The sequence below is a fragment of the Streptomyces sp. NPDC044704 genome, from assembly GCF_056433525.1.
This window is the reverse complement of the sequence record NZ_JBWKGY010000010.1, coordinates 221,714-242,629: the sequence shown is the minus strand read 5'-3', so window position 1 is coordinate 242,629 and position 20,916 is coordinate 221,714. Positions and strand designations below refer to the sequence as shown.

The 20,916-nt window shown below is 70.8% G+C and carries 13 protein-coding genes and 3 pseudogenes; 4 read left to right on the top strand and 12 right to left on the bottom strand.

The window, feature by feature from the left end; translation table 11 throughout:
* Positions 1-53 precede the first annotated feature (53 nt).
* Positions 54-3,965, top strand: a complete 3,912-nt coding sequence (locus AC07B0_RS24650; protein ID WP_478898936.1) for an AAA domain-containing protein — start codon at positions 54-56, stop codon at positions 3,963-3,965.
* Between the two features lie 95 nt (positions 3,966-4,060).
* Here the strand turns inward: AC07B0_RS24650 and AC07B0_RS24645 are convergent, their stop codons facing one another.
* Together AC07B0_RS24645 and AC07B0_RS24640 are read right to left on the bottom strand one after the other, a co-directional pair.
* Positions 4,061-4,714 carry a hypothetical protein gene (locus AC07B0_RS24645; RefSeq protein ID WP_478898935.1) on the bottom strand — a complete coding sequence of 218 codons (654 nt, stop codon included), beginning with the start codon at positions 4,712-4,714 and terminating at the stop codon, positions 4,061-4,063.
* A gap of 81 nt (positions 4,715-4,795) precedes the next feature.
* Positions 4,796-5,734 carry a ribosome-inactivating family protein gene (locus AC07B0_RS24640; protein ID WP_478898934.1) on the bottom strand — a complete coding sequence of 313 codons (939 nt, stop codon included), beginning with the start codon at positions 5,732-5,734 and terminating at the stop codon, positions 4,796-4,798.
* Positions 5,735-6,106: 372 nt separating this feature from the next.
* Here AC07B0_RS24640 and AC07B0_RS24635 point away from each other — a divergent pair, with 372 nt between their 5' ends.
* Positions 6,107-7,069 carry an AraC-like ligand-binding domain-containing protein gene (locus tag AC07B0_RS24635; protein WP_478898933.1) on the top strand — a complete coding sequence of 321 codons (963 nt, stop codon included), beginning with the start codon at positions 6,107-6,109 and terminating at the stop codon, positions 7,067-7,069.
* A 13-nt stretch (positions 7,070-7,082) separates the two neighbouring features.
* On the opposite strand, the gene AC07B0_RS24630 is transcribed toward AC07B0_RS24635, so the two are convergent.
* On the bottom strand, positions 7,083-8,072 hold the full coding sequence (locus tag AC07B0_RS24630; RefSeq protein WP_478898932.1) for an AraC family transcriptional regulator: 990 nt from the start codon (positions 8,070-8,072) through the stop codon (positions 7,083-7,085).
* 183 nt (positions 8,073-8,255) lie between these two features.
* Here AC07B0_RS24630 and AC07B0_RS24625 point away from each other — a divergent pair.
* Positions 8,256-8,483, top strand: a pseudogene (locus AC07B0_RS24625) (esterase); the annotation flags it as partial.
* Positions 8,484-8,701: 218 nt separating this feature from the next.
* Here the strand turns inward: AC07B0_RS24625 and AC07B0_RS24620 are convergent.
* The 7 genes and pseudogenes from AC07B0_RS24620 to AC07B0_RS24590 all read right to left on the bottom strand — a co-directional run bounded on the left by AC07B0_RS24620 (position 8,702) and on the right by AC07B0_RS24590 (position 15,978).
* The gene (locus AC07B0_RS24620) at positions 8,702-8,872 is read right to left on the bottom strand and encodes an HU family DNA-binding protein (RefSeq protein ID WP_478898966.1); all 171 of its coding nucleotides are present in this window, start codon (positions 8,870-8,872) and stop codon (positions 8,702-8,704) included.
* Positions 8,852-9,057: pseudogene (locus tag AC07B0_RS24615) on the bottom strand (helix-turn-helix domain-containing protein); the annotation flags it as partial. The pseudogene AC07B0_RS24615 and the gene AC07B0_RS24620, both read right to left, overlap by 21 nt.
* Positions 9,058-9,077: 20 nt before the next feature.
* Positions 9,078-9,401, bottom strand: a pseudogene (locus AC07B0_RS24610) (hypothetical protein); the annotation flags it as partial.
* A gap of 137 nt (positions 9,402-9,538) precedes the next feature.
* On the bottom strand, positions 9,539-11,338 hold the full coding sequence (locus AC07B0_RS24605; protein ID WP_478898931.1) for a trypsin-like serine protease: 1,800 nt from the start codon (positions 11,336-11,338) through the stop codon (positions 9,539-9,541).
* 240 nt (positions 11,339-11,578) lie between these two features.
* Positions 11,579-12,073: a hypothetical protein gene (locus tag AC07B0_RS24600; protein WP_469382176.1), complete on the bottom strand. Its 495-nt coding sequence runs from the start codon at positions 12,071-12,073 to the stop codon at positions 11,579-11,581.
* 69 nt (positions 12,074-12,142) lie between these two features.
* Complete coding sequence (locus tag AC07B0_RS24595) at positions 12,143-12,520, bottom strand: hypothetical protein (protein WP_478866745.1); 378 nt, start codon at positions 12,518-12,520, stop codon at positions 12,143-12,145.
* An 89-nt stretch (positions 12,521-12,609) separates the two neighbouring features.
* The gene (locus AC07B0_RS24590; RefSeq protein WP_478898930.1) at positions 12,610-15,978 is read right to left on the bottom strand and encodes an ALF repeat-containing protein; all 3,369 of its coding nucleotides are present in this window, start codon (positions 15,976-15,978) and stop codon (positions 12,610-12,612) included.
* A gap of 577 nt (positions 15,979-16,555) precedes the next feature.
* On the opposite strand from AC07B0_RS24590, the gene AC07B0_RS24585 reads away from it, so the two are divergent.
* On the top strand, positions 16,556-17,977 hold the full coding sequence (locus AC07B0_RS24585) for a S1 family peptidase (protein ID WP_469382171.1): 1,422 nt from the start codon (positions 16,556-16,558) through the stop codon (positions 17,975-17,977).
* A gap of 664 nt (positions 17,978-18,641) precedes the next feature.
* Here AC07B0_RS24585 and AC07B0_RS24580 read toward each other — a convergent pair.
* Together AC07B0_RS24580 and AC07B0_RS24575 are read right to left on the bottom strand one after the other, a co-directional pair.
* Positions 18,642-18,791 carry a hypothetical protein gene (locus AC07B0_RS24580; RefSeq protein ID WP_478898929.1) on the bottom strand — a complete coding sequence of 50 codons (150 nt, stop codon included), beginning with the start codon at positions 18,789-18,791 and terminating at the stop codon, positions 18,642-18,644.
* Positions 18,792-19,562: 771 nt separating this feature from the next.
* Positions 19,563-20,819, bottom strand: a complete 1,257-nt coding sequence (locus AC07B0_RS24575; protein ID WP_356878865.1) for a beta-propeller fold lactonase family protein — start codon at positions 20,817-20,819, stop codon at positions 19,563-19,565.
* Between the last annotated feature and the right edge of the window lie 97 nt (positions 20,820-20,916).

The window sequence follows — 20,916 nt, the reverse complement described above, 5'->3', positions numbered from 1 at the left end:
GCTGATCTTCAGGGGAGCGGCAGAACGCCGCGCGTGCGACACGGGGGCAGTGGGTGCGGAACGGACACGCGCAGGACCGTCGACGGCAGGCCCTGCTGGAGTGCTGGCGCGCGATCGAGCTGTTCAGCCCGCCGACCATCCCGGCGCTGCCCCGCCGACGCCCCGCCGCCCGCTCCGGGCCGAGGGACGAGTACGTATACGACCTGACGCCGGAGCCGGGCCGGGTACCTCCGCTCCTGCCGTGGGCTGCGGAGCATCCGGAGACGGGGGCACGGCGGGCACCGTACGGCCGCATGTGGCGGCACGAGGTGTACTGCGGGGTCTTCGACCTGGAGCTGCTCCGCCAGGCGATGATCGCCGTACTGCCCGCGGGGACCGATCCCGACCCCGGCGTGCCGCAGACCGAGCTGGTGCTGTCGGGCCAGAGCGCGATGTTCGCGCTGGTCCTGGACGACGAGGGCCGCCCGCTCGAGGACACGTCCGTGATCTCCGCGTGCGCCTGGGCGACCGGCCGCCTGTTCGATCCCGGGCCGTCCGCACCGGGGTGGCTGGACGGGTTCGAGGAACTCGACGACGCGTTCGGCGGGGCGATCGACGAGCTCACGGCCACCGCGATCCCTTACGGCCCCACCGCACCGGCCGGCGGCGGCTGGCAGCGGCTGCTCGCCGAGATCCTGGGCGGCGCTGCCGTCGGGGCGGTCGGGGCCCTGTTCGGCGAGGTCGCCGGCGCCGCGGTGCAGAGCGCGGCGGAGCCCCTGGTGCGGCGTGCCGCGGACTGGGTCGCGGCCCGGCGCCCCGCCGGGGAGCAGGTGGAGTCCGGGCGGCCGGACGGCTCCGGGGGCGCTCCGGAAGGGGAGCCGGCCGACGGGCCGGATGCGTCGGCGGAGGCGGAGTACGGGGCCGGCGCCGGTACCCGTGCGCTCGGGTTCGCCGATCTGGTGGCCCTGACCGCGCAGATCGCCGACCTGTGCGGGGTTCAGGACCACCTGCGGCCGCGGGTGGTCCGGGTGCGCAGCAGGCTGGTCCACCGGCCTCGGGACCCGCAGGCGAAGGCCGCCGCCGCCGCGCCGTTCTTGAACAGTCTGCTTCCTCCCGATCTGGCCCGGGTGCCCGAGGCCGTCGGAAAGGGGGTCGGCCCGGCGCTGGAGGCGTACCTGACCGAGCTCGACGCCGTCGACGTGGGGGCGCGGACGGACGTGCGCCGGCAGCGCGGGGTCGTCCTGGAAGGGGTGGCTCCGGACCTGGTGCCGGCCGGCCGCTGGCCCGCACCGGCGGATCAGCCGCTCGCGCTGAGCCAGCAGTTCGCGGTCGACCGCATGCTCGCCGACCGGGCGGGAACCGACGGCGGGATGTTCTCCGTGAACGGCCCGCCGGGCACGGGCAAGACCACGATGCTGCGCGACCTGGTCGCCGCCCTGGTCGTCGAGCGGGCGGCGGTGCTGGCCACGTTCGACCGGCCCTCGAAGGCGTTCACCGGTCCGGCGTGGCGGGGCAAGGACCGCCAGGGCAGGCACGCCCGCTTCGTGTCACGGCTCGACCCGCGGCTGACCGGGTTCGAGATCGTGGTCACCTCGTCCAACAACGGCGCCGTGGAGAACATCACCGCCGAGCTGCCCGGAATCGATGCGCTCGGCGAGCACTGGCGAGCGGGAACCGACCACTTCTCCGACCTCGCCTCCGCGCTCCTCGGCGGGCCGGCCTGGGGTCTGGTCGCGGCGGTGCTCGGCAACAAGACCAACCGCAAGGAGTTCGGGGACCGGTTCTGGTGGGGCCGGCTCCCGGAGAAGGAGACCGACGCCCGCGAGGCCGCGGAGCTGCCGCCGCTGCGCGGGATGCGAGAGGTCCTGAGCGACTGGATCCCGCCCAGGCCACAGCCCGGTGGCCGCAGCCCCGTCACCCCGGCGGGCCCGGAGGCCGCGGCAGCGGGGCCGGCCCGGCCCGTGCCGTCGTGGACCGACGCGGTCGCCGCGTTCCGTACCGCCCGGGCCGAGGTCGAACGGCTGCGCGCCGGGCGCGCCCGGCTGGCCGGGTCCCTGGCCGCCGTCGAGTCCCCCTCGGCCGGCCGACGGATCGCGGACCTGGAAGCCGCCGTGTCCCGGGCCGACCAGCAGATCGCCGCCGCCGCTGCGGACCTGGACCGGGCCACCGCCGCCTCTGCCCGCGCCCGGACCGCCACCGCGGCGGCCGAGGCCGGACACCGGACGGCCTCGGCGCACGTACCGCGGGCCCGCCAGGAGCTGGCCACCGCCCGCGCGGACCTGTCGGCCGCCCGTGAACTGGCCGCGCACCACCGCGAGTACGTGACCGCCCTCACCGCCCGCCACGACACGCCCCCGGCCGTCGAGCGGGGCCTGCGCGGCGGGCTGCGCCGCCTGCTGCGGAGCACGGCCGACCGGCAGGCCGCCGAACAGCAGCAGGAGCGCACTCAGGCCGAGATCGCACACCTGCTCGTCCGGCAGCGCGCCGCGCTGGAGGACTCCCTGGAGCAGGTCGCCGCAGCCGTGCGCGCCGAGTCCCTGGCCGCCGGCCGGCACGCCGCGTCCGGCAGCGCCGTCGACGAGGCGGCCACCGGCCTCACCGCCGCCCTCGCCCACGAACGGGCCGCGGGCGCGCGGGAGTCCGCGGCAGCCACCGCCCTCCGGCAGGCCCGGCAGACCGCCGACTCGTTCCGCCGCGACCTGCGGGCCGCCGTGGCCGACCTCGACGGCCGCCACCGCGAACTGCGGGAGGCGGCCCGGACGCTGCCGTCCCTGCCGCTCGGCTGGGCCCACCTGGACGAGGCCGACCAGGAACTCGGCTCGCCCTGGTCCGACGAGGCGTGGTCCACCGCGCGCGGCGACCTGTTCCTGCGCGCCCTCGACCTGCACAGCGCCTTCGCCGCCGGGGCCGCGCAGAAGGTCCGCGGCAACCTCCAGGTCCTCATGGAACTGATGGCCGGGACCAACGGGCCCGTCCCCGACGAGGAGGTCGCGCACGCCTGGCAGACCCTGTTCCTCCTGGTGCCCGTCGTCTCGACGACCTTCTCCTCCGTTGGGAGCATGTTCGCCCGCCTCGGTCGGGAGTCCATCGGCTGGGTCCTCGTCGACGAGGCCGGGCAGGCGACCCCGCAAGCCGCCGTCGGCGCGCTGTGGCGCGCCCGCCGGGCCGTTCTGGTCGGTGATCCGCTCCAGCTCGAACCCGTCGTCACCATGCCCGCGGCCCTCCAGCGCCGGCTGCTGCGCGCCTACGGCGTCGACGAGCACTGGCTGCCGTCGGCCACCTCGGCCCAGGCCGTCGCCGACCGGACCAACCGCTACGGCACCTACCTGCCGGCCCCGGACGCCGGCGACGAGCACGTCTGGGTGGGCTCGCCGCTGCGCGTGCACCGCCGTTGCGAAGAGCCGATGTTCACGGTCAGCAACGAGGTCGCCTACGGCGGCCTCATGGTCCACGGCACCAGGCACAAGGCGTTCCCCGATGAGGAAAGGGACGGCCTGTTGCCCAGCCGCTGGCTCAACACCGACGACCGGTCCCGTCCGTCCGATGCGCCGTGGGGCGAACGCGACCGCCGGGCCTTCGAGTTCGTCCTCGGCCACTTGCACCGGCACGGCGTCGCCGTGGAGCGCGTGCGCGTCATCGCCCCCTTCCGGGCCCTCGTCGCCGAATGCCAGAAGATCTGCCGCGGTCGTGACGGCTGGACGTCCGAACTGATCGAGGAACGCTGCGCCACCGTCCACCGGGCCCAGGGCAAGGAAGCCGACGTCGTCGTCCTCGTGCTCGGCGGCGGGCGGCCCGGCGCCCGCGACTGGGCGGCCCGCACCCCGCACCTGCTCAACGTCGCCGCGAGCCGCGCCAAACGCCGCCTCTATGTCATCGGCGAGCGCAGCCTGTGGGCCCCGCTCCCGCACTTCGACGTCCTCTCCTCCGAGCTGACGGAGTTCGACCACCGCCGCGACCGGGCCACCTGGCCGACGGACACCGAGTGACCACCGACGGGGCGGCAGGGCGGTAGATACGTGCCCGTCCGGCTGGGACTACCGGGCGTCACGGCGATGTCGCGGCCCGACCCCGTACCGTCTGGTCACGACCAGCGTGCGCATTCGGCGTCGAGGCGTGGGTCGGTGCGCACCCAGACTTCGCCCCCGGCGGCCTCGGCCGGAGCGTCGACCCGCTCGATGCCGAGGAACTGGATCAACTGGAGCAATGCGGCTCGTTCGGCTCGGTCATCGTCGACCTCGTGTGAGTCGAAGAAGACGTAGTACTGGTCGCTCGGGTCCACGATGCCCGAATCCGCCCAGATCCGGCCGACTTCTTCGATCGCCGCTGCTTGCGTCGTGAACGTGGCGGCGCGGGCGGCACCGCGAGTCTCCGGTGACGCGTCGAGGTCGGCGAGGTCGGGGAACCACTGGCCGAAGTGGTCGAGGCCGGCATACCCGTTCTCGAAGAAGAGCATGGCGCTCGGAAGGTAGCGATTGCCCCTGTCGACCTGGAGGTATTCCGACCGGGGTCGGTCCGCGCCTTTGGTCCGGGAGATCACACCTCGCCCTGGCATGAGTACCAGACTCTGCCCCGACCGTTCGTCAGTGACGGTGTAGGTGTCGCAATCCCGATCACGGAAGAACGCGGAGAACGCCACGTAGGCCTCCTGTGCGTCGCCCACGGAAACCCGCTGGTCGTGGCCATCGCCGACGGCGAAGACGAACTGTTTCGGTCCGGGGGTGTAGGGGCGAGCCATTTGCGTCCTTCGTTCACGTGGGATGGCTCCGCCAGCGTAGTCGCATCAGATCGGACGGACCTGGCGTCCATCACCGGTGGATCAGCGCGGGCGGGATCCGCTGTGGAGTTCCACGTACAGGAGGTGGGTGAGCAGCGCGCGCAGGGCCGTGTAGACGACGCCGTTCAGCGTGAGTCCGTTGCGGGTCGGGTAGGCAGGGTCGTTGCTCGCCCGGTAGATCCAGCGGGAGATCTGGCTCCAGTTGTTCTGGAGGACCACGTTGTCCGTACCCATGGGGGTCCTGGTGCCCGTGCCGATGTTGCCGCGGACGGTGTCGAAGATCCGGCCGAAGCGGGCGGCTTCGGCGGTGGCCTGGATCGTGAGGGTGAGGGCCTCGCCGACTTGGGTGGCGCCGCGAGCACCGCCGTTTTCGATCCGGGCCCGGGCGCCGCCCAGGACGAGCAGGGCGTCGTGCAGGCTGGGGCCGTTGATGACGTCGTCCGTACGGTTGTTCCCGCCGGGCAGGGAGACGTAGTTGCCGCCCCACGGGAGGCGGGTTGCCGGCGTCTGCAGGTTCAGGACATGGTTGAAGTCTTCGGGCCAGGTGTCGTTGAAGGCGTAGTGCCGGCCCTCGTTCTGCTGGTTTCCGGGGGCGTAGAAACCGGCGAGGTAGAGGTTGTTGGCCCAGAAGTACAGCGAGACGACCTGGCTGCCCCGGCGGAGGACTCGGATCTGAATCAGGCGGGAGAGCTGGGTGGTGCTCTCGTCGATGTTGTTGGCCGAGCGGAAGTCGTGGCCACTGACGCGATGGATCCGGTCGATCATGCCGTAGTACGCGTCGTGGGCGCTCCGGCCGCCGTTCTCCAGGGAGTCGATGTTCCAGTCGACGACCGTGTTCGGCTGGGTGGGGTCGGCCTGCGCGGCGGGCGCGGCCAGGCCGACGAAGCCGGCACAGAGCGCGAGCGCGACGGCGGAGCCGATGAGGCGCCGGCCCGATGGCGCGAGCAACCGCTTCAGGCGCAGCAGGGGCATGAGGGGCATGGGTACTCCATGGGCCGGGGAGAGCCGCCGATGCGAACCGGCGGCGGGACGGGAACCGGCGCCGGCGAACTCGCTCTCCCAGAAGCCGTGTTCGGCCCCGTCGGGAGGGTGGTCCGGCAGCAACGGGCCACCTCCACGCTAGGTCCGTCCCCGTCCCCCCGGTGATCTCCCAGTGCACAGCGTCGTCCTGTCAGTGCACGGTTCCAAGAGCGTGCCCGCGGCGGCCGTCGCACCGGCCGCCGACGACGGTGGGCAGTGGCGTCGCGGGCGTCATGCCCGGGAGCGCGGCTTGTCACGAATCCCGTCACCCGTTTGACTTCGCCCAGGGGCCGGTCCGCTGGGCGACGCCCAGGGGCGGAGGAGAACCGACAGATGTTGATCGACAGTGCGGCCATGGCTCCCGCCGAGCGGGCCGAGGCGATCCGCGAGGCCATCTGGGACAGCGTGGTACGGGTGGAGATCACTCATCAGCCGGACCCCCGACTGATCCGTACGGTGGGTGCGATCAGCACGGTCGGACCGCTGAAGGTCTGCTCGGTGCGCGCCAACGCCACCACCATCCGTCGCACCCGCTCGCTCGCCCGCGACGACCTGGAGCCGAGCGTGTTCGTCGGGCTACAGGTCACCGGTAGCAGCATGGTCGTCCAGGACGGACGGGAGGCTCTCCTGGAACCCGGCGACCTGGCGCTCTACGACACCACCCGCCCCTACACCCTGCTCAACAGGGACGGTATCCACCAGCACTTCTTCCGCATCCCGCGTGCCGAACTCGCCCTTCGGGCGGGTACGTTGGACCGGGCCACCGCAGTCCGTCTCAGCCGCCGGGACCCGCTGGCCGACCTCACCGCCACCTGCCTACGGCGCATCGCCCGTCACCAAGCCCGCCCCGCCCCCTCCTCCGAGCACTGCCTGGACGCGGCGGGCCGGCCGGGCATCGAGCTGCTGCGTGCCCTCGTCACGGCCCGGCTCGGCGACCAACACGGGGCCTCCGAAGCCCTGCACGACACCCTGCACCTGCGCATCCTGGACTACGCACGCACCCACCTGGGCGAGCACGACCTGACCCCGGCACGCATCGCCGCCCATCACCACATCTCACGCCGCTGTCTCTACAACACCCTGTCGCGCAGGGGCATCTGCCTGGCCGACTGGATCCGGGCACAGCGCCTGGAGCGCTGCCGTGACGAACTCGCCTCATCCGCAGGCCGGCGACCGATCGCCGCCGTCGGCCGGCGCTGGGGCTTCCCGAACGCCGCCCACTTCAGCCGCGCCTTCAAACAGGCCTACGGCCTCACCCCGAGCGAGTGGCGGGCCCTGCACACCGCGGCACGGTGAGACGCACTCGCCCTCAGGTGTGCTCGCGGGCGATCGGGACCGTGGGGCGGAGCCGGTGGCGGCGCCACTCGCTCGGGGTGACTCCGTAGGCTTCACGGAAGCGCCTGGTGAAATGACTGGGGCTGCTGAAGCCGCATCGGGCCGCCACGGCGGATACGGGCAGTGCGGCATGACGGGGCAAGGCCAGCAGGCGGCACGCCGCCTCCAGTCGCTCGCCGATGAGCCACTGCTCCAGACGGATGCTCGCGCGACCGAGCACCACGTACAAGTGACGCTTCGATATGGCGTGTTCTGCGGCGATGCGCTCCGCGCCGAGGTCGGGATCGGTGAGGTGGCGGCGCGCGTAGGCCATGATCCGGGCCACGAGGGAGCTGTCCATGGCTTCTCTGAGCTGCCGGTCCCGCTCGTCGTGCGCCGCCGACGTGAGGAGTGCCCGCAGGAGCTCGGTGGTGGCGTTCGCGAGGGCGGCGGCTCCGGGGTCCGCTTCCAGGCGGCCCGGGTCCCGCCAGAACGCCCGCAAGTGCCCCAGGAGCAGGTCGTGCAGGGGGCTGGCCCGCAGCCGTACGGAGGCCCGCAGCACGGTGTCGACCGGTACCCCGAGATGCTCCATGTCCACGGTGACGGCTTGCGAGGCTCCGTATCCGGACCAGCCGTAGGTGCGCGGTGCGAGCTCGTGGAAGACGCAGATGTCCTCAGGTCCCAGGGTGAACCGCCCACCCGCCTGCTCGGCCCGGTGGACGCCCCGGGTCTGGAGCGAGACCGAGACCACGGGACGGTCCCGGTGCCCGCGCACGTGCCTGGCCGTCCGCCGGACCTCGAACCCCGAGCACCGCACGTCGAAGAGGTCCAGCCCGCCCACCCGCCATCCTTCGATCCGGGCCCGCATACCCGTCTCGGGCTCCTCGTGAACGATGTCGTTCGGCACGGAGGTGTCCGTCATCGCATGGTGGAACGCGTCCACCCTCTCGCGCGGTGCGACGTCCTCCAGGTCCAGCAGCAGCACGAACTACCCCTCCGTCAACGGTTGTCGGAATCCAAGGGTGTTCATCCTCCTCGCAGCGACGCCCTGCCCACTTGCCTACGGGTGCACGCCTCTGTTCTCCGGCGCCCTCCCGCCGGAGCCGTGCACTCAAGGTCAACCCCCTTGCGTGGGCAGACGCCGTCGAACCACAGAGAGGTCCGATCCATGACCGACCACGCCCCTGTCACGCCGGTACTGGAGCCTGGCGCCCCCTTCGCGGTGGCGATCAGGACACCGACGTTCCTGTTCCAGATGGCTCCGGCCGGCGGCCGCAAGGCCTTGGAAAAGGTGCATTCGGGCTCGATCGCCGAGCCCGACGTGGACGAGGAGTGCGCGACCGTCACAGGTGGCCCCACCGGCGAGGTCAGGGCCCGGATCGTCCGGCCGGCCGGGGGTGAGCGGCGCGACGCCGGCCACCCCGGCCGCTGACACCGCGACAACATCCGCCCCCGGCAGAGAAGCTGCGGGGGCGGATGTAGTCTGCCGGGACGGCCGGTGAGCCGGGTGCATCTCAGGGGGTTAGCGGCCGGCCCTCCCGTACGGGGTCCACTCCGCTCCCCCACCCCAGATCCCGCGGTCACCCGCGGGCAGTGCGGGAGACCGGGGCTGTATCAAGCGGTCTTGACCTTCCGGGCCGGCCTCGCGGGCGCGTTCACACTCTCCCGGAGGTTCTCGCCCGGCTTGAACGCGACGGTGTTGCTCGCCTCGATCGCCACCGTCTCGCCCGGCTGGGGATTCTCCCCGTACGCGCGCCCCGGTGGCGCTTCTCGCGTCGAGCGCAAAACCGCCAGGCCGCCCTCGCGCCAGGCCCGGCGCCAGCGTTCCAACGCTCTCACACTCACCGGCAGTCCTTCGCGATCACGACGGTCTGCTCACCCGCCGCGAACCGTTCGCCGGCCTGGAACCGGATCCCCTCACGAAACGCCCGACGCTCAGCGGCCGGGCCCCCACCGTCCGGATAACGCATACGACAACCCGCAAAGTTCAGTAGATCGTCTCGTGCACCACGTGCATCTCCGGGCGGTCGGCAAAGTCCGTGCGGAGTTGCTGGGCTATCTGCTCCGGGCTCCAGCGCCAGCCCAGGCGGTCTTGGATGCGTTCGGCCTCGCGCAAGCACCGTGACGGAGACGAGTCGGCCGCCTGCTCTGATCGCGCAGGCGGCCGAAACCGTGTCGGGTCCGACCGGTCATTGCGCTACTCCCGGCCGGTCCGTTCGTTGATGCCGACGATCTTGCATGCTTCTCGGTTGCTCAGCCCTTGTCCCACAAGCAGCGAGCATTGCTCCCGTTCCTTGCGGAGCTTCTTGTGCCCGCCAACTCAAGTCGGGACGTCGGGGTCGTTCTCGCCGGTCTGGCTCGACGACTCGCGTGTCGCCGCCGTGCACACCTTCCGTGGCTCACGGCAAGAGCGCGGTGTTGAGGTGCGGAGAGGGAGACCGGAGGACTCCGTCAGTGGAGGTCGATGGCGTTCCAGTTCCAGCCCGCGCCGGCGGGGACGGTGTAGCTGCTGGTGAAGGGCTGAATGTGACCACTGGAGTTGGCGAGACCGGTGTACATCTTGATGCTGCCATCGCTGAAGCGGTACATCATGCCCATGTCGGCACGGTGGTCACCGTTGAAGTCACCGGTGATGAGCTTCATCGCGTTACGGTCCCAGCTGTTGGCAGGAACGGTATAGCCGACGGTGAACTCATCGAAGCCGCCATCCGTCTTGGCAAGCGCGGTGTGGAAGCCGATCGTGCTGTTGTCGTGGTGGTAGACCATCGCCGCGTCCGAGCGGCCGTCACCGTTGAAGTCGCCCGCGTGCAGCTCGATGGCGTTCCAGTTCCAGCCCGCGCCGGCAGGGACGGTGTAGCTGCTGGTGAAGGGCTGAATGTGACCACTGGAGTTGGCGAGACCGGTGTACATCTTGATGCTGCCATCGCTGAAGCGGTACATCATGCCCACGTCGGCACGGTGGTCACCGTTGAAATCACCGGTGATGAGCTTCATGGCGTTACGGTCCCAGCTGTTGGCAGGAACGGTATAGCCGACGGTGAACTCATCAAAGCCGCCATCCGTCTTGGCAAGCGCGGTGTAGAAGCCGATCGTGCTGTTGTCGTGGTGGTAGACCATCGCCGCGTCCGAGCGGCCGTCACCGTTGAAGTCGCCCGCGTGCAGCTCGATGGCGTTCCAGTTCCAGCCCGCGCCGGCAGGGACGGTGTAGCTGCTGGTGAAAGGCTGAATGTGACCACTGGAGTTGGCGAGACCGGTGTACATCTTGATGCTGCCATCGCTGAAGCGGTACATCATGCCCACGTCGGCACGGTGGTCACCGTTGAAATCACCGGTGATGAGCTTCATCGCGTTACGGTCCCAGCTGTTGGCGGGAACGGTATAGCCGACGGTGAACTCATCGAAACCGCCATCCGTCTTGGCCAGGGCGGTGTGGAAACCGATCGTGCTGTTGTCGTGGTGGTAGACCATCGCGGCGTCGGAGCGGCCGTCGCCGTTGAGGTCGTTCTCGACCGTCGAGTAGAGCGCCGTCTCACGGATCCACTGGCCGATGTCGTCCACGCGGGCCGAGATGGCGCCCGTACGGGTTTCGGCGGCGTCGGTGCCGAGGCAGCCGCCTTGCCAGGATCGGGAGTTGACGCCGACGAGTTCACCGGCGGCGTTCAGGAGCGGGCCGCCCGTGTCGCCCTTGCACAGGACGTCGGCGCCCTTGCCGGTGACGGCCAGGGTGGTGGCGGTGCTGGAGTTGGTGGTGAAGGTGCCGGTGTGGAGCTTGCCGGGGACCCACTCCGTCTTCGTCCGTCCGAACCCGGCCGAGGTGAGGTCGGTGCCCGCGGCGGGAACCGTGGGGGTGATCGTGACGGCCGGGAGACCGGTGGCGGCGCCGGCCAGGCGGCCCAGGACGAGGTCACGGTCGGTGCGGGGCACGAGGTCGACGACCTCGACGGCTCTGCCGTCGGAGAGCGTGGCGATCGACTTGAATGCCGGCTTGCCGGCCGGGACCGCCGTGCCGGGAGTTCCGGCGAAGCAACTGGCCGCCGTGACGATCCAGTTGGCCTCGACCAGGGTTCCCGTACAGGCTCGGGCGTTGGCCTCGTCGCCGATGTTCAGCTTCACGACCGAGTTGTACTGGCCGGCCGGAGCCTCGGGGCCGGCCACCGCGAGGGCGGGAGCGGCCGGGAGCAGGGCAGCGGTGATCACCGCGGCGGAGAGCAGGCCGGCTGTCCGCGCCGGGCGCGGACGGGGTACGAGCATGGTTCTTCCTTCGATGAAGAGGTGCGTGGGAAGCGATCGAGTGCCGGCCCGGACGCACGCGCCGGCTTCGCCGTAGCCAGTGCGGCCGACGGTGTCCGCACCGGCTCACCGCGGCGATCCGGTGCGGACACCGGGGCGTGCCGGGGCCCGATGATCGGGGGCCGCGCGGGCACCTGTCCCCGGCCGACCTCCGTCGGCTTGACGGTCTCCCGCAAGGGTCCCGGCCGGCTGGGATCGGTGCTAGTTCGAGGTGCGGAGCTCGACGAGCACGTGGTCACGTCGCTGCGGGTCGGCGGCCTCACCGACGGGCTTCCACTGGTTCTTGTCCACGTCGATGTTCTGCTCGGGGGCACCCTCCGCGGTCAGCTTGACGCTGGTCTTGTGAGTGGCGTCGCCCCGCAGGCCGTAGACGGTGGGGATCTCCACGGCCAGGTGGCCGGAGGACCCGGTGGTGCGGAAGCAGAACGTCCCGCGGGTCCGGGAGAAGACCTGGATCTGGCTTTCCGAAGAGGAGCAGTCGGCCAGCACGATGTGACCGTCACCGCGCTTGAGGACGATGCCGAGTTCGGCTCCGATCCGCGCGCCGTCGGGGTACTCGAACGTCTCGACCGCGTAGCCGGGCTCGGCGTTCGCCGCCTGCACGGTGGAGGGAGACTGCGCGTAGGCCGCGGTCATGGCGGCGGCGCAGATCATGGTCGCCGCGCCCGTGGCGATGATCGTTCGGGAAATCTTCATGGTTCTTCCTTCTTATTCGAAACAGGTTTCCATTGGAGGCGCACCGCCAGGGCGGGCTACCTGCAGAGATCAGATGAAATATGCGACGCCGATGAGAGTGGCCAGGAAGGCGAGGAGGAACACGAGGGTCTGCCCGCGGGACAGTTCCTCCATCGGTTTCCCCTGGCGCTTCAGGTCCAACTGGCGTGTGACGTACCCAGCGAAGACGATCCTGAGGACGACCAGGATGACCATGGTGGCGGTGTAGAGCACCAGCGGCGTCCGGTCCGTGTAGCCGCGTGCGCCGGAGCCGCCGGCGATGGACACCGCGCCCACGAGGGGGAGCGACCAGGCGATCAGCCTGTCCCTCGGGGTCGTGGCCATGGACTGAGCGGCCAGGCCGAGTGCGAGCCCGGAAACGAGCGCGGCGATCCACCACTGGGAGACGGACAGGTGAGAGGTCAGCACGGGATCCTTTGCCGTGTTCGCTGTATCCGGTGCGTACGGCCGTGCGGGCGGGACGGCTCAGCGCCGTCCCGCCCGCACGGGGTGACGGCCTACCAGGTGAGCCAGCCGACCACGGTGGTTGTCGCGTCTCCCACCGCACCAGCGGCACCGGCGATCTTCTTGCCGGCTTCCTTGGAGATCTGATTGCCCAACCTGCCGAGGATCTTCCCCTTGCCCATCAGGATGCCACCGAGCGCGAACGCGCCGAGTGCCTGGTGGAACCGCGCGTCGTGCCGGCCGTAGCTGATGCCATTGAGGAGCGCGCTCGCCCCCTGCAGCCCCCAGGAGACGATGCCGACGACCGCGGCAACCGCGAACAGGGGCGGGAAGATGAAGCCGCCGACCCCCAGGATGACGGCGGCGCCTCCGGCGACCGTGCTCCAGTGGCCGGTGACCTTGGCCCAGTCCTTGGTGTCCTTGACGTCCTCCGGCCACATGCCCCAGAACTTGGTCTCGCCGTCGTCGTCGACCTCCGTGGCCGGGCTGGTCCCCGCCTGCTCGTGCCACTTGGCCTGCTGCGCGGCCGATTGCGACGAGGTCGCGAGCTCGGCGTTCCGCTTGTTGATCTCGATCTGGTGGGCTTCACTGGCGGCCGCGGCCGCGGCCTTCTCGTCCTTGCCCGCCTGCGCGGAGGATTCGGCTGCCTGGGTCTTGGAGGACTGCGCGCTCGCCGCGAAGGCCACGGCCTGCTGAGCGGACGCCACGGCTTGGCGCATGGAGTAGTTCGCCGTCCGGGCGGCGACCTGGGCGAGGGACGCCGCGCTCTTCGCCTGCTGCGCCGACTGCGCCGCGGAGGCCGCGGACCGGTCGGCCGCGTCAGCGCTGTCCTTCGCTTCCTTAGCGGCGTTGTCGGCGTCCTTGGCGTACCCCTGTGCCTTCAGCGCCCACTCCGAGGCCTCCTGCGCGGCCTGGCGTGCCTGCGCCGCCGCCTCGGAGGCGCGAGCGGCATCCTGCAGTGCCTTGGCGGCGATCCGCGCGCCGTGGGCGATGGAGGCACGGATGGCCGCGATGTGGGTGGCGCGGTCGTGGTCGAGGCGGGCGATGTTGTACTGGTCGTGCATCACGAAGTAGCGCCGCATGCGGGCGGATCCCTCAAGGACGATCTTCGCCGCCGACTGCATGTAGGGGCCGTCGCTGCCGAGGAGGCGGAACACCTCGACGTGGTCGTCCCGCTTGACCGCTTCCGCCAGTTCGACGGTGAGGAAGTGCGCCAGGGCCCTGCCGCTGCCGTCACGCAGTGCGGCCTCGGCCTTCTCCTTGACGGCCGGCCCCGGGTTCTCGCCGAGGATCCTGAAGATGGTGACCCGGTTGTCCACCGCCGCCGCCTCGACCACGCCGGCGTCGAGGAACTTCCGGGCGGCGTCGGGGTCGCCGCTGGCCAGGGCCTGGTGTGCGGCCGTGGCGACCGCCGATGTGGTCACCCGGCTGACGGTGGCGACGTTCTCGCGGTCGTCCTGCTTCTGCGCGAGGTGACGGTCGGTGTCGATCCAGTTGGCCACGTCGGAGTCGGTGCCGGCCAGAGCGAATTCGGCGGCCTCCCGCGTCCAGGTACCGCCCGAGTCCAGGAGCTTGACGGCGGCTTTGCGGCCGGCGGCGGCCGCGTTGGGGGCACCGGTCCGAAGCGCCGTCTCCGCGGCGGCGATCAGGTCCTTGATCTCCGCCGAGGTCTGGTCCGCCTGCGTCCGCTGCCGCGCGGCCCGGGCCGCGTCGTCGGCTTCCGCCTGGGCTCCCAGCCTCGCTTCCAGGATGCCCAGCTTGGTGTCCTCGTCGATGCGGGCGAGCTCTGCGGCACGCGCCGCCTCCTCGACCGCCTGGGCTTCCCTGATCGCGTCGGCGGCGGTGGTGGCCGCCTGCATCGCGGCCTCCGCGTAGGCCGTGGACCGCTTGGCGTACTCGATCGCCTTACCCGCGTTGTCGGCCGCGTCCTCGGCTGCCTCGGCTGCCTTGATCGCGTGGGCGGCGGCGCTGCGGGCGGCGTCACGGGCGACACGTGCGGCGCTGGCCGCCCGGTTCGCGAGCGACTGGGCGGTGCCCGCGGCCCTGGTGGCCCGCGCGGCCGCGGCGTCGGCCTCGGCGGCCGCCTGCCGCGCCTTGGCGGCCTGGGCCTGGGCGGCGCCCGAGGAAGCGGCGGCGTCGGCGGCGGCGTTGGCGGCAGCCGCGGCGTTCTGGGCCGCGCCGGCGGCGGCTGCACCGGCCGCCGACGCCTGCTGCGAGGCGGAAGCCGCCTGGTTGGCGGCGTCCGCCGCGGTGGTCGCCCGTGCGGCGGCATCGCGCGCTCCCTGCGCGGCCTGACGTGCGGCGCCCGCCTTGCTGGCGTCCGCCGAAGCGGCGATCGCCGCGTTGTAGGCGCGCGAGGCGGCGTTCCCGGCGGACGCGGCGGCGGCAGCGGCGCCCTGGGCCGCCGCTGCCGCGCGCCCGGCGGCGGACTGCGCGATGCGTGCGGCGCCGATCGCGGTGGCGGCGGCCGCGGCCGCGCCGTTGGCCGCGCTCGCGGCGCTGTTCGCGGCACTGGCTGCCTTGCGCACGTCCTGCTGGGCGGCCCGTGCTTCGTCCGCTGCCTTGAGAGCGGCGGTCTTGGCCTCGGCAGCGGCCTGCTTGGCGTTGTCGGAGGCGGCGACGGCCTGCTCCGTCTGCAGTTGGGCCCGTTGGCCCTCCCGCTCGACGATGGCGACCAGCTGGTCGATGGTCGCCGCTTCCTCGTCGCGGGCCCGTGCGATGTACTGGCCGGAGCCGAGGAACTGGCGGATCGCCTCGGGCGTACCTTGGCTCAGCGCCCTTTCCGCGTACTTCTTCACCTCGGGCGAAGCGGTGGAGAGGATGGTGAAGACCTCGGCCCGGTCGTCCTCCTGCTGCGCGGTGAACTGGGTGGTCGTCAGGAAGGTGTCGAGGGCCTTGGTGGTCCCGAGGTTCAGCGCCTTGGTGGCCTCACGCTTGACGCCCGCACCGCTGTGGTTCATGACGGTGAAGACCTCGGCCCGGAGATCGGTCTCCAGTGCCTTCGTGTAACCACCCGCCAGGAACGTGGCGACGGCGCTGTCCCCGGCCGACAGCGCCGCACCGGCCGACTGCTGGACCGACTTGCCCGCGTAGGGCAGGGCGGAGAGGATCGCGAAGCGGTTGTCATACGCCTTGGCGGCGGGCAGTTGGGAGGTGAGGAAGGCTGCGACGGCCGCCGGGGAACCGGCGAGCGCGGCGGCGGCCTCCTCGCGGACGGCACGGCCTCCCGTCTTGTAAGCCCACACCGCCTTGCCCCTGTCAGTGGCGGGCAGGCCGGTGGGATCTGTGCTCGTGCCCTCGGCCGCCCGGGCGGGCGTGGCGACCAGAGCGAGGGTCGAGGACAGCGCGGGGACGGCGGCGACGCCGGCCGCGGTGGTGAGGATCCGGCGTCTGCTCCAGAACGCCGGCGGCAACTCGGTCATGTATTCCCCGTGGTAGGCAGCGAGGCAGACAGCACGGCAGCGCGCACCAGGACTTCCGGAAAGGACAGTTGGTGTGTGCAACATCGGTCTGCAAGTGCGAAGGGGCACACCGTATGCCGCAGCATCACCGAAAATCAACCATGGTTGATCGGCCATCAACTTTCGTTTATTGGCGAAAAGTTATCGACGGTTGACGCATCGCCGAGGCGGCGGCAGCGTTCCGGCGCGGGGCCGCCGGCGCCCTGGGTATCGGACCCCAAGATCAACCAACGTTGATCAGGCTTCATCCATCATTGATAAATGCGCGGTCGACCCGCTAACGTCTTCCCGGAAGATCACCACCAGGGGTCCGGGCGAGGGATCCGGCTCGGGGGCCGGCAAGGGAGAGATCCGCGCAACTGTCGTGCACCGGCAGCGAGTTGGAGCTGCATGTCTCATCGCTCCCGTACGCACGGCATGCGTACGGCTTCGCGCCGGCGATTCGGGGTGGAGCCTCCATGGCGCGCGTCTCCGCTCCGTTGATCATCCGCTGCGGACCGCCGCAGCCAACAACTCCCGATCCGTAAGGAAGTTCCGCATGCATGCCCTTCGTCCGCGCACCGCGCAGATGACCTGTCTCCTTGCCACGGCCACGGCCACCGCGGTCGCGGCGGGGCTGGTATCGGCCGGTCCCGCCGTGGCCCTTCACGGCTCCGAGGCCCTGGCCGGTCAGCACGCGTACGTCGTGAAGCTGAACATCGGCGACGAGACGAACAGCCGCGCCTGCGCGGGCACTCTGGTCGACGCCTCCTGGGTCCTGACCGCCGCGAGCTGCTTCGGTGCCACGCCCGGCGACGCGGTACCGGCCGGGAAACCGGCCCTCAAGGCCGTCGTGACCCTCGGCGAAGCGAAGACCGTCGAGGTCAGTGAGCTCGTCCCGCGCACCGACCGCGACGTGGTCCTGGCCCGACTGGCCACCCCCACGACCGGCATCGCGGGCGTCAAGCGCGCCAACAGTGCTCCCGCGGCCGGAGCCGAGCTGACGGCGGCCGGGTTCGGACGGACGAAGACGGAGTGGGTCCCCGGCAAGCCCCACACCGGTACCTTCACCACCAACTCCAGCACCGCCACCACCCTGGCCGTCACCGGCAAGGGCGCCGACGTCCTGTGCAAGGGCGACACGGGCGGCCCGCTCCTGAACCCCGCCGGTGAGCTCGTCGGCGTCAACTCCAGATCCTGGCAAGGCGGCTGCCTCGGCACCGACGCCGCCGAAACCCGTACGGGCGCCATCTCGGCGCGGACGGACGACCTGGGGCAGTGGATCCACGACCACACCTTCGTGGCGGCGGCGACCGTTGGCGTACACCGTCCCGCCGATTCGACGTTCTACAAGGCGGACCGGAGCGGAAAGCTGTCGGGACAGGCGGTCTTCGGTGCCCAGGGTGACGTTCCGCTGACAGGCGACTGGAACCGGGACAAGAAGGACACGTTCGGCGTGTACCGGCCCAGCGATCAGGGCTTCTACCTGTCCGACGACAACCTCTCGGTCGCCGTGGCGCGCAAGTTCGGCAACCCGGGCGACGTGCCGCTCGTCGGGGACTGGGACGGTGACGGTGTCGACACGATCGGCGTCTACCGTCCCTCGGACCTGTCGTTCAACCTGTCCGACGACAACGTCTCGGTGGCCTACTCGCTCGTGATGGGGGTCGAGGGTGACACCCCGATGGTTGGGGACTGGAACGGCGACGGCAAGGACACGATAGGTGTCTACCGCTCTTCGGACACGACGTTCTACCTCACCGATTCACAGACTTCCGCCCCGGTCGACCACAAGGTGAAGTTCGGGAACCCCGGCGACGTCCCGATCAAGGGTGACTGGAACGGCGACGGCACCGACAAGGTCGGTATCCACCGGCCGGCGGAATCCGGCTTCTACGGCGCCGCGAAGGACTCCGACACCGTGATCTACAACGTCCGCTTCGGCGACCCCACGGACAACCCCATCATCGGGCAGTGGTAGCCACCCTCCGCACCGGTCCACCCTCCAGAGCCCGCCTCCAGCACCCGGCGGTATCGCCGGCACCACCGGCTGACACCAGCTGATCGTGGCCGTCCTGATGCGCTGGACACTGCCGCATCCGGACACCCGGGAGCAGCGTCGACTGGGAGGATCACGCGCGGATCTATCTGGCCAAGGTTTCGGGGCTCGGAACACAGACAGAGGTCAGCCAGCGCCTCGTGGCCATTCTCGGCCAGAGGACCCTTGGGGAAGAGCTCAACGGATCACGGGGCAGACCGTCCTTGTCGGAACAGCGGCCTTGAGCAAGCCGGGCCCGCTCGATGCCCTCACCTCCCAGGTGGGGGCATTTCTGCCTTGCGGGCCTGGTCAGGTAGCTAGGCCGACGGTCTGTAGGCTGCAAGGGCTTTCAAGCGGACAACGGAGAGCTCTGTCCATCACTTGGGTTATGCATTGGGTCCAGCCGCGGGCTCCGGGCCGACAGGTCCGGCTGAGGGGTGAACAGACCGTGAGTACTGCCTGGAAGCCCGCGCCCGCTCGCACCTCACGTAGATGACCAGGTCGCGCTGGATCTGCTCGACGGACTCGTCAGCGCCTCGGTAGCGAGCACATCGAAGCCCCCTCCAGACCTTTTCAGTGGAGGGGGCTTCGATGACCGCAGAACCCGTCAGGCCGACCGCGTCACGGTGTACGTCCCTGGCGCGTCCTCAACGATGCTCATCGACTCGCCCTCGTGCCGGTACTCCAGGTGTAGGGCACCCTCGTCGTAGTGGAAGTAGGCATCCGCCGGAACCGCCTCGTCGCCGTCCCCGCACATCTTCCCTCCAAGATCACCGTCCATCCAACGGCCCCGGTCGGGGCGAGGGTCATCGTGACCTACCCGGCGCTCCGGGGGTCTCGCCGAGCCCCTCACGGGCTCACCTTCCGTGCCGCCAGGTGCACCGCACGGCCGGCAGCACGTGGTCGTGCCGGCCGTGCGGTGCGGCAGCCCGCGAGGGGCCCGGTGCCGCTACGGAGCCGCGGGGATCAAGACGGGCTGGCCCGTGATGACGAGGGTGAAAACGCGTCCGGGGGGACCAGGAGGGCCCGCAGGTCCGGCTACTCCCTGGGGTCCGGCGGGCCCGGCTGATCCCGGGCTGCCGGCTGGGCCGGGGACCCCCGGAGCGCCCTGGGCTCCAGGAGGACCGGGGGCTCCAGCCGGTCCAGCCGGTCCAGCCGGTCCGGGAGGTCCCGGAGGTCCGGGAGGAAACGGAGGCTCTCCGGGGTGGGACTCGCACGACTCGTCCCATGGCCCTCCCTCGGCGCATCCGTCGTACTGCGGAGGCGGATCCACCGTCAGGTACTGCCCGTCCGACGGGTCCTGCGGGGTGGCGGCGGCTGCGGGCACCGCGAAACCGGCACCCGTCAGGGCGAGCGAGACAACGGCTCCGGCGACCCATCCGGTCCGGCGTGGCGGACCGCTCCGCCACGTTGCTGCTGTGCTTCCAGAGCTTTCAGACGGCATGCGCTTACTCCTGATCATTGTCCGCTGGAAGTGAACCCGGGGCCGTGGGCAGACGAAGGCTGCCTTCGGGTCGTCGCGAGGCCGTCATGGCGTGGCACAGACGGCGTACGGGGTGAGGGTGACGTCGTCCCGCGTCCTGTTCTGCCCGTTCACCTCCCAGTCGTTGGTGCCGGGTACCGGCCTGCTGACGAACTGATCCGGTGCGGGACCAGTGGATCCGAAGCCGCCGCCCGTCAGCACGCTGCCGGCCGGACAGGACACCTTTGAGGTACCCGGCACGGAGCCCAGGTCGATTCCGATCAGCGCGCCTTCGGGACTGTCGATGGTCGCGGAGACGGAGTTGGTGGCGAGGTCGATGACGGATACCCCGTGCGCGCCGTTGGGGTGGCTGACGTACAGCCGGGCTCCGGTGGGGGAAACCGCCATTTCCGCGGGATCCCCGGTGGTGGGGATCGAAGTGACGACGCTGTTCGTGGCGGCATCGATGACCGCCACCCGGGCGTTGTTCCGGTCGGCGACGTAGACGCGCTTTCCGTCCAGCGAGACCTCCACGCCTTCCAGCCCCTGGTTGACCGGAATCGGCACCACGACCGTGTTGGTGGCGGTGTCGATGACCGATACCTCGCCCGAGGAGTTCTCGGTGACGTAGACACGTGCGCCGCTCGGCGAGATGGCCACCCTTCGCGGTGCGCTCGGCCCGACGCCCACCGTCGTGATGAGCGTCATGGTGGCGGAGTCGATCACCGCCACCACACCTGCGCCCCGGTAGGCGACGTAAAGGCGTTTCCCGTCCGGGGATACCGCCAGACCGTTCGGGAGCGTGTCCGCCCCCGTCTCGAGGGTGCCCACGACGGCATTGGTGGCGGTGTTGATCGCCACCACGCGGTTTGCCAGGCCGTTCCCCTCCACGGTGACATAGGCGCGACTGTCGTCCGGCGAGATGGCCACGCTCTCCGGAGTGCCGTTCCCCGTGGGGATTTCGGCCACCACGGTGTTGGTGAGAGCGTCGATCGCCGACACGGCGCCCGAGTCCCGCTCCGTCACGTACACCTTCTTGCCGTTTCGGGTGGCGGCGACCTGCAGAGGCCCGCTGAACGCTCCGGTGTCGATGCTCGTCACGAGGGCGTTGGTGGCGGTGTCGAACACCCGGACCTTGTTCTGGCCCGTGTTGGCGACGTATGCGTACGTGCCGGGTGCCGCAGGAGCCGCCAGTGCGACGGACGGCGTCAGAACGGCTGCGGCAGCGAGTACCGTGCACGATGCTTTCCGAACGCCGCGCTTCGACACGTACCCCCGGACGCTCCCCACAAGCGGATTCCCGCGAACGGCGAAGTGCTGCATGGATCCTCCTCGAACGACCCGATCAGGGAGTGTCCCTGTTCGAGCTGCGAGGAACGTTGTATGCGTAGGTATATCTGATTATCAATCACGACATGTC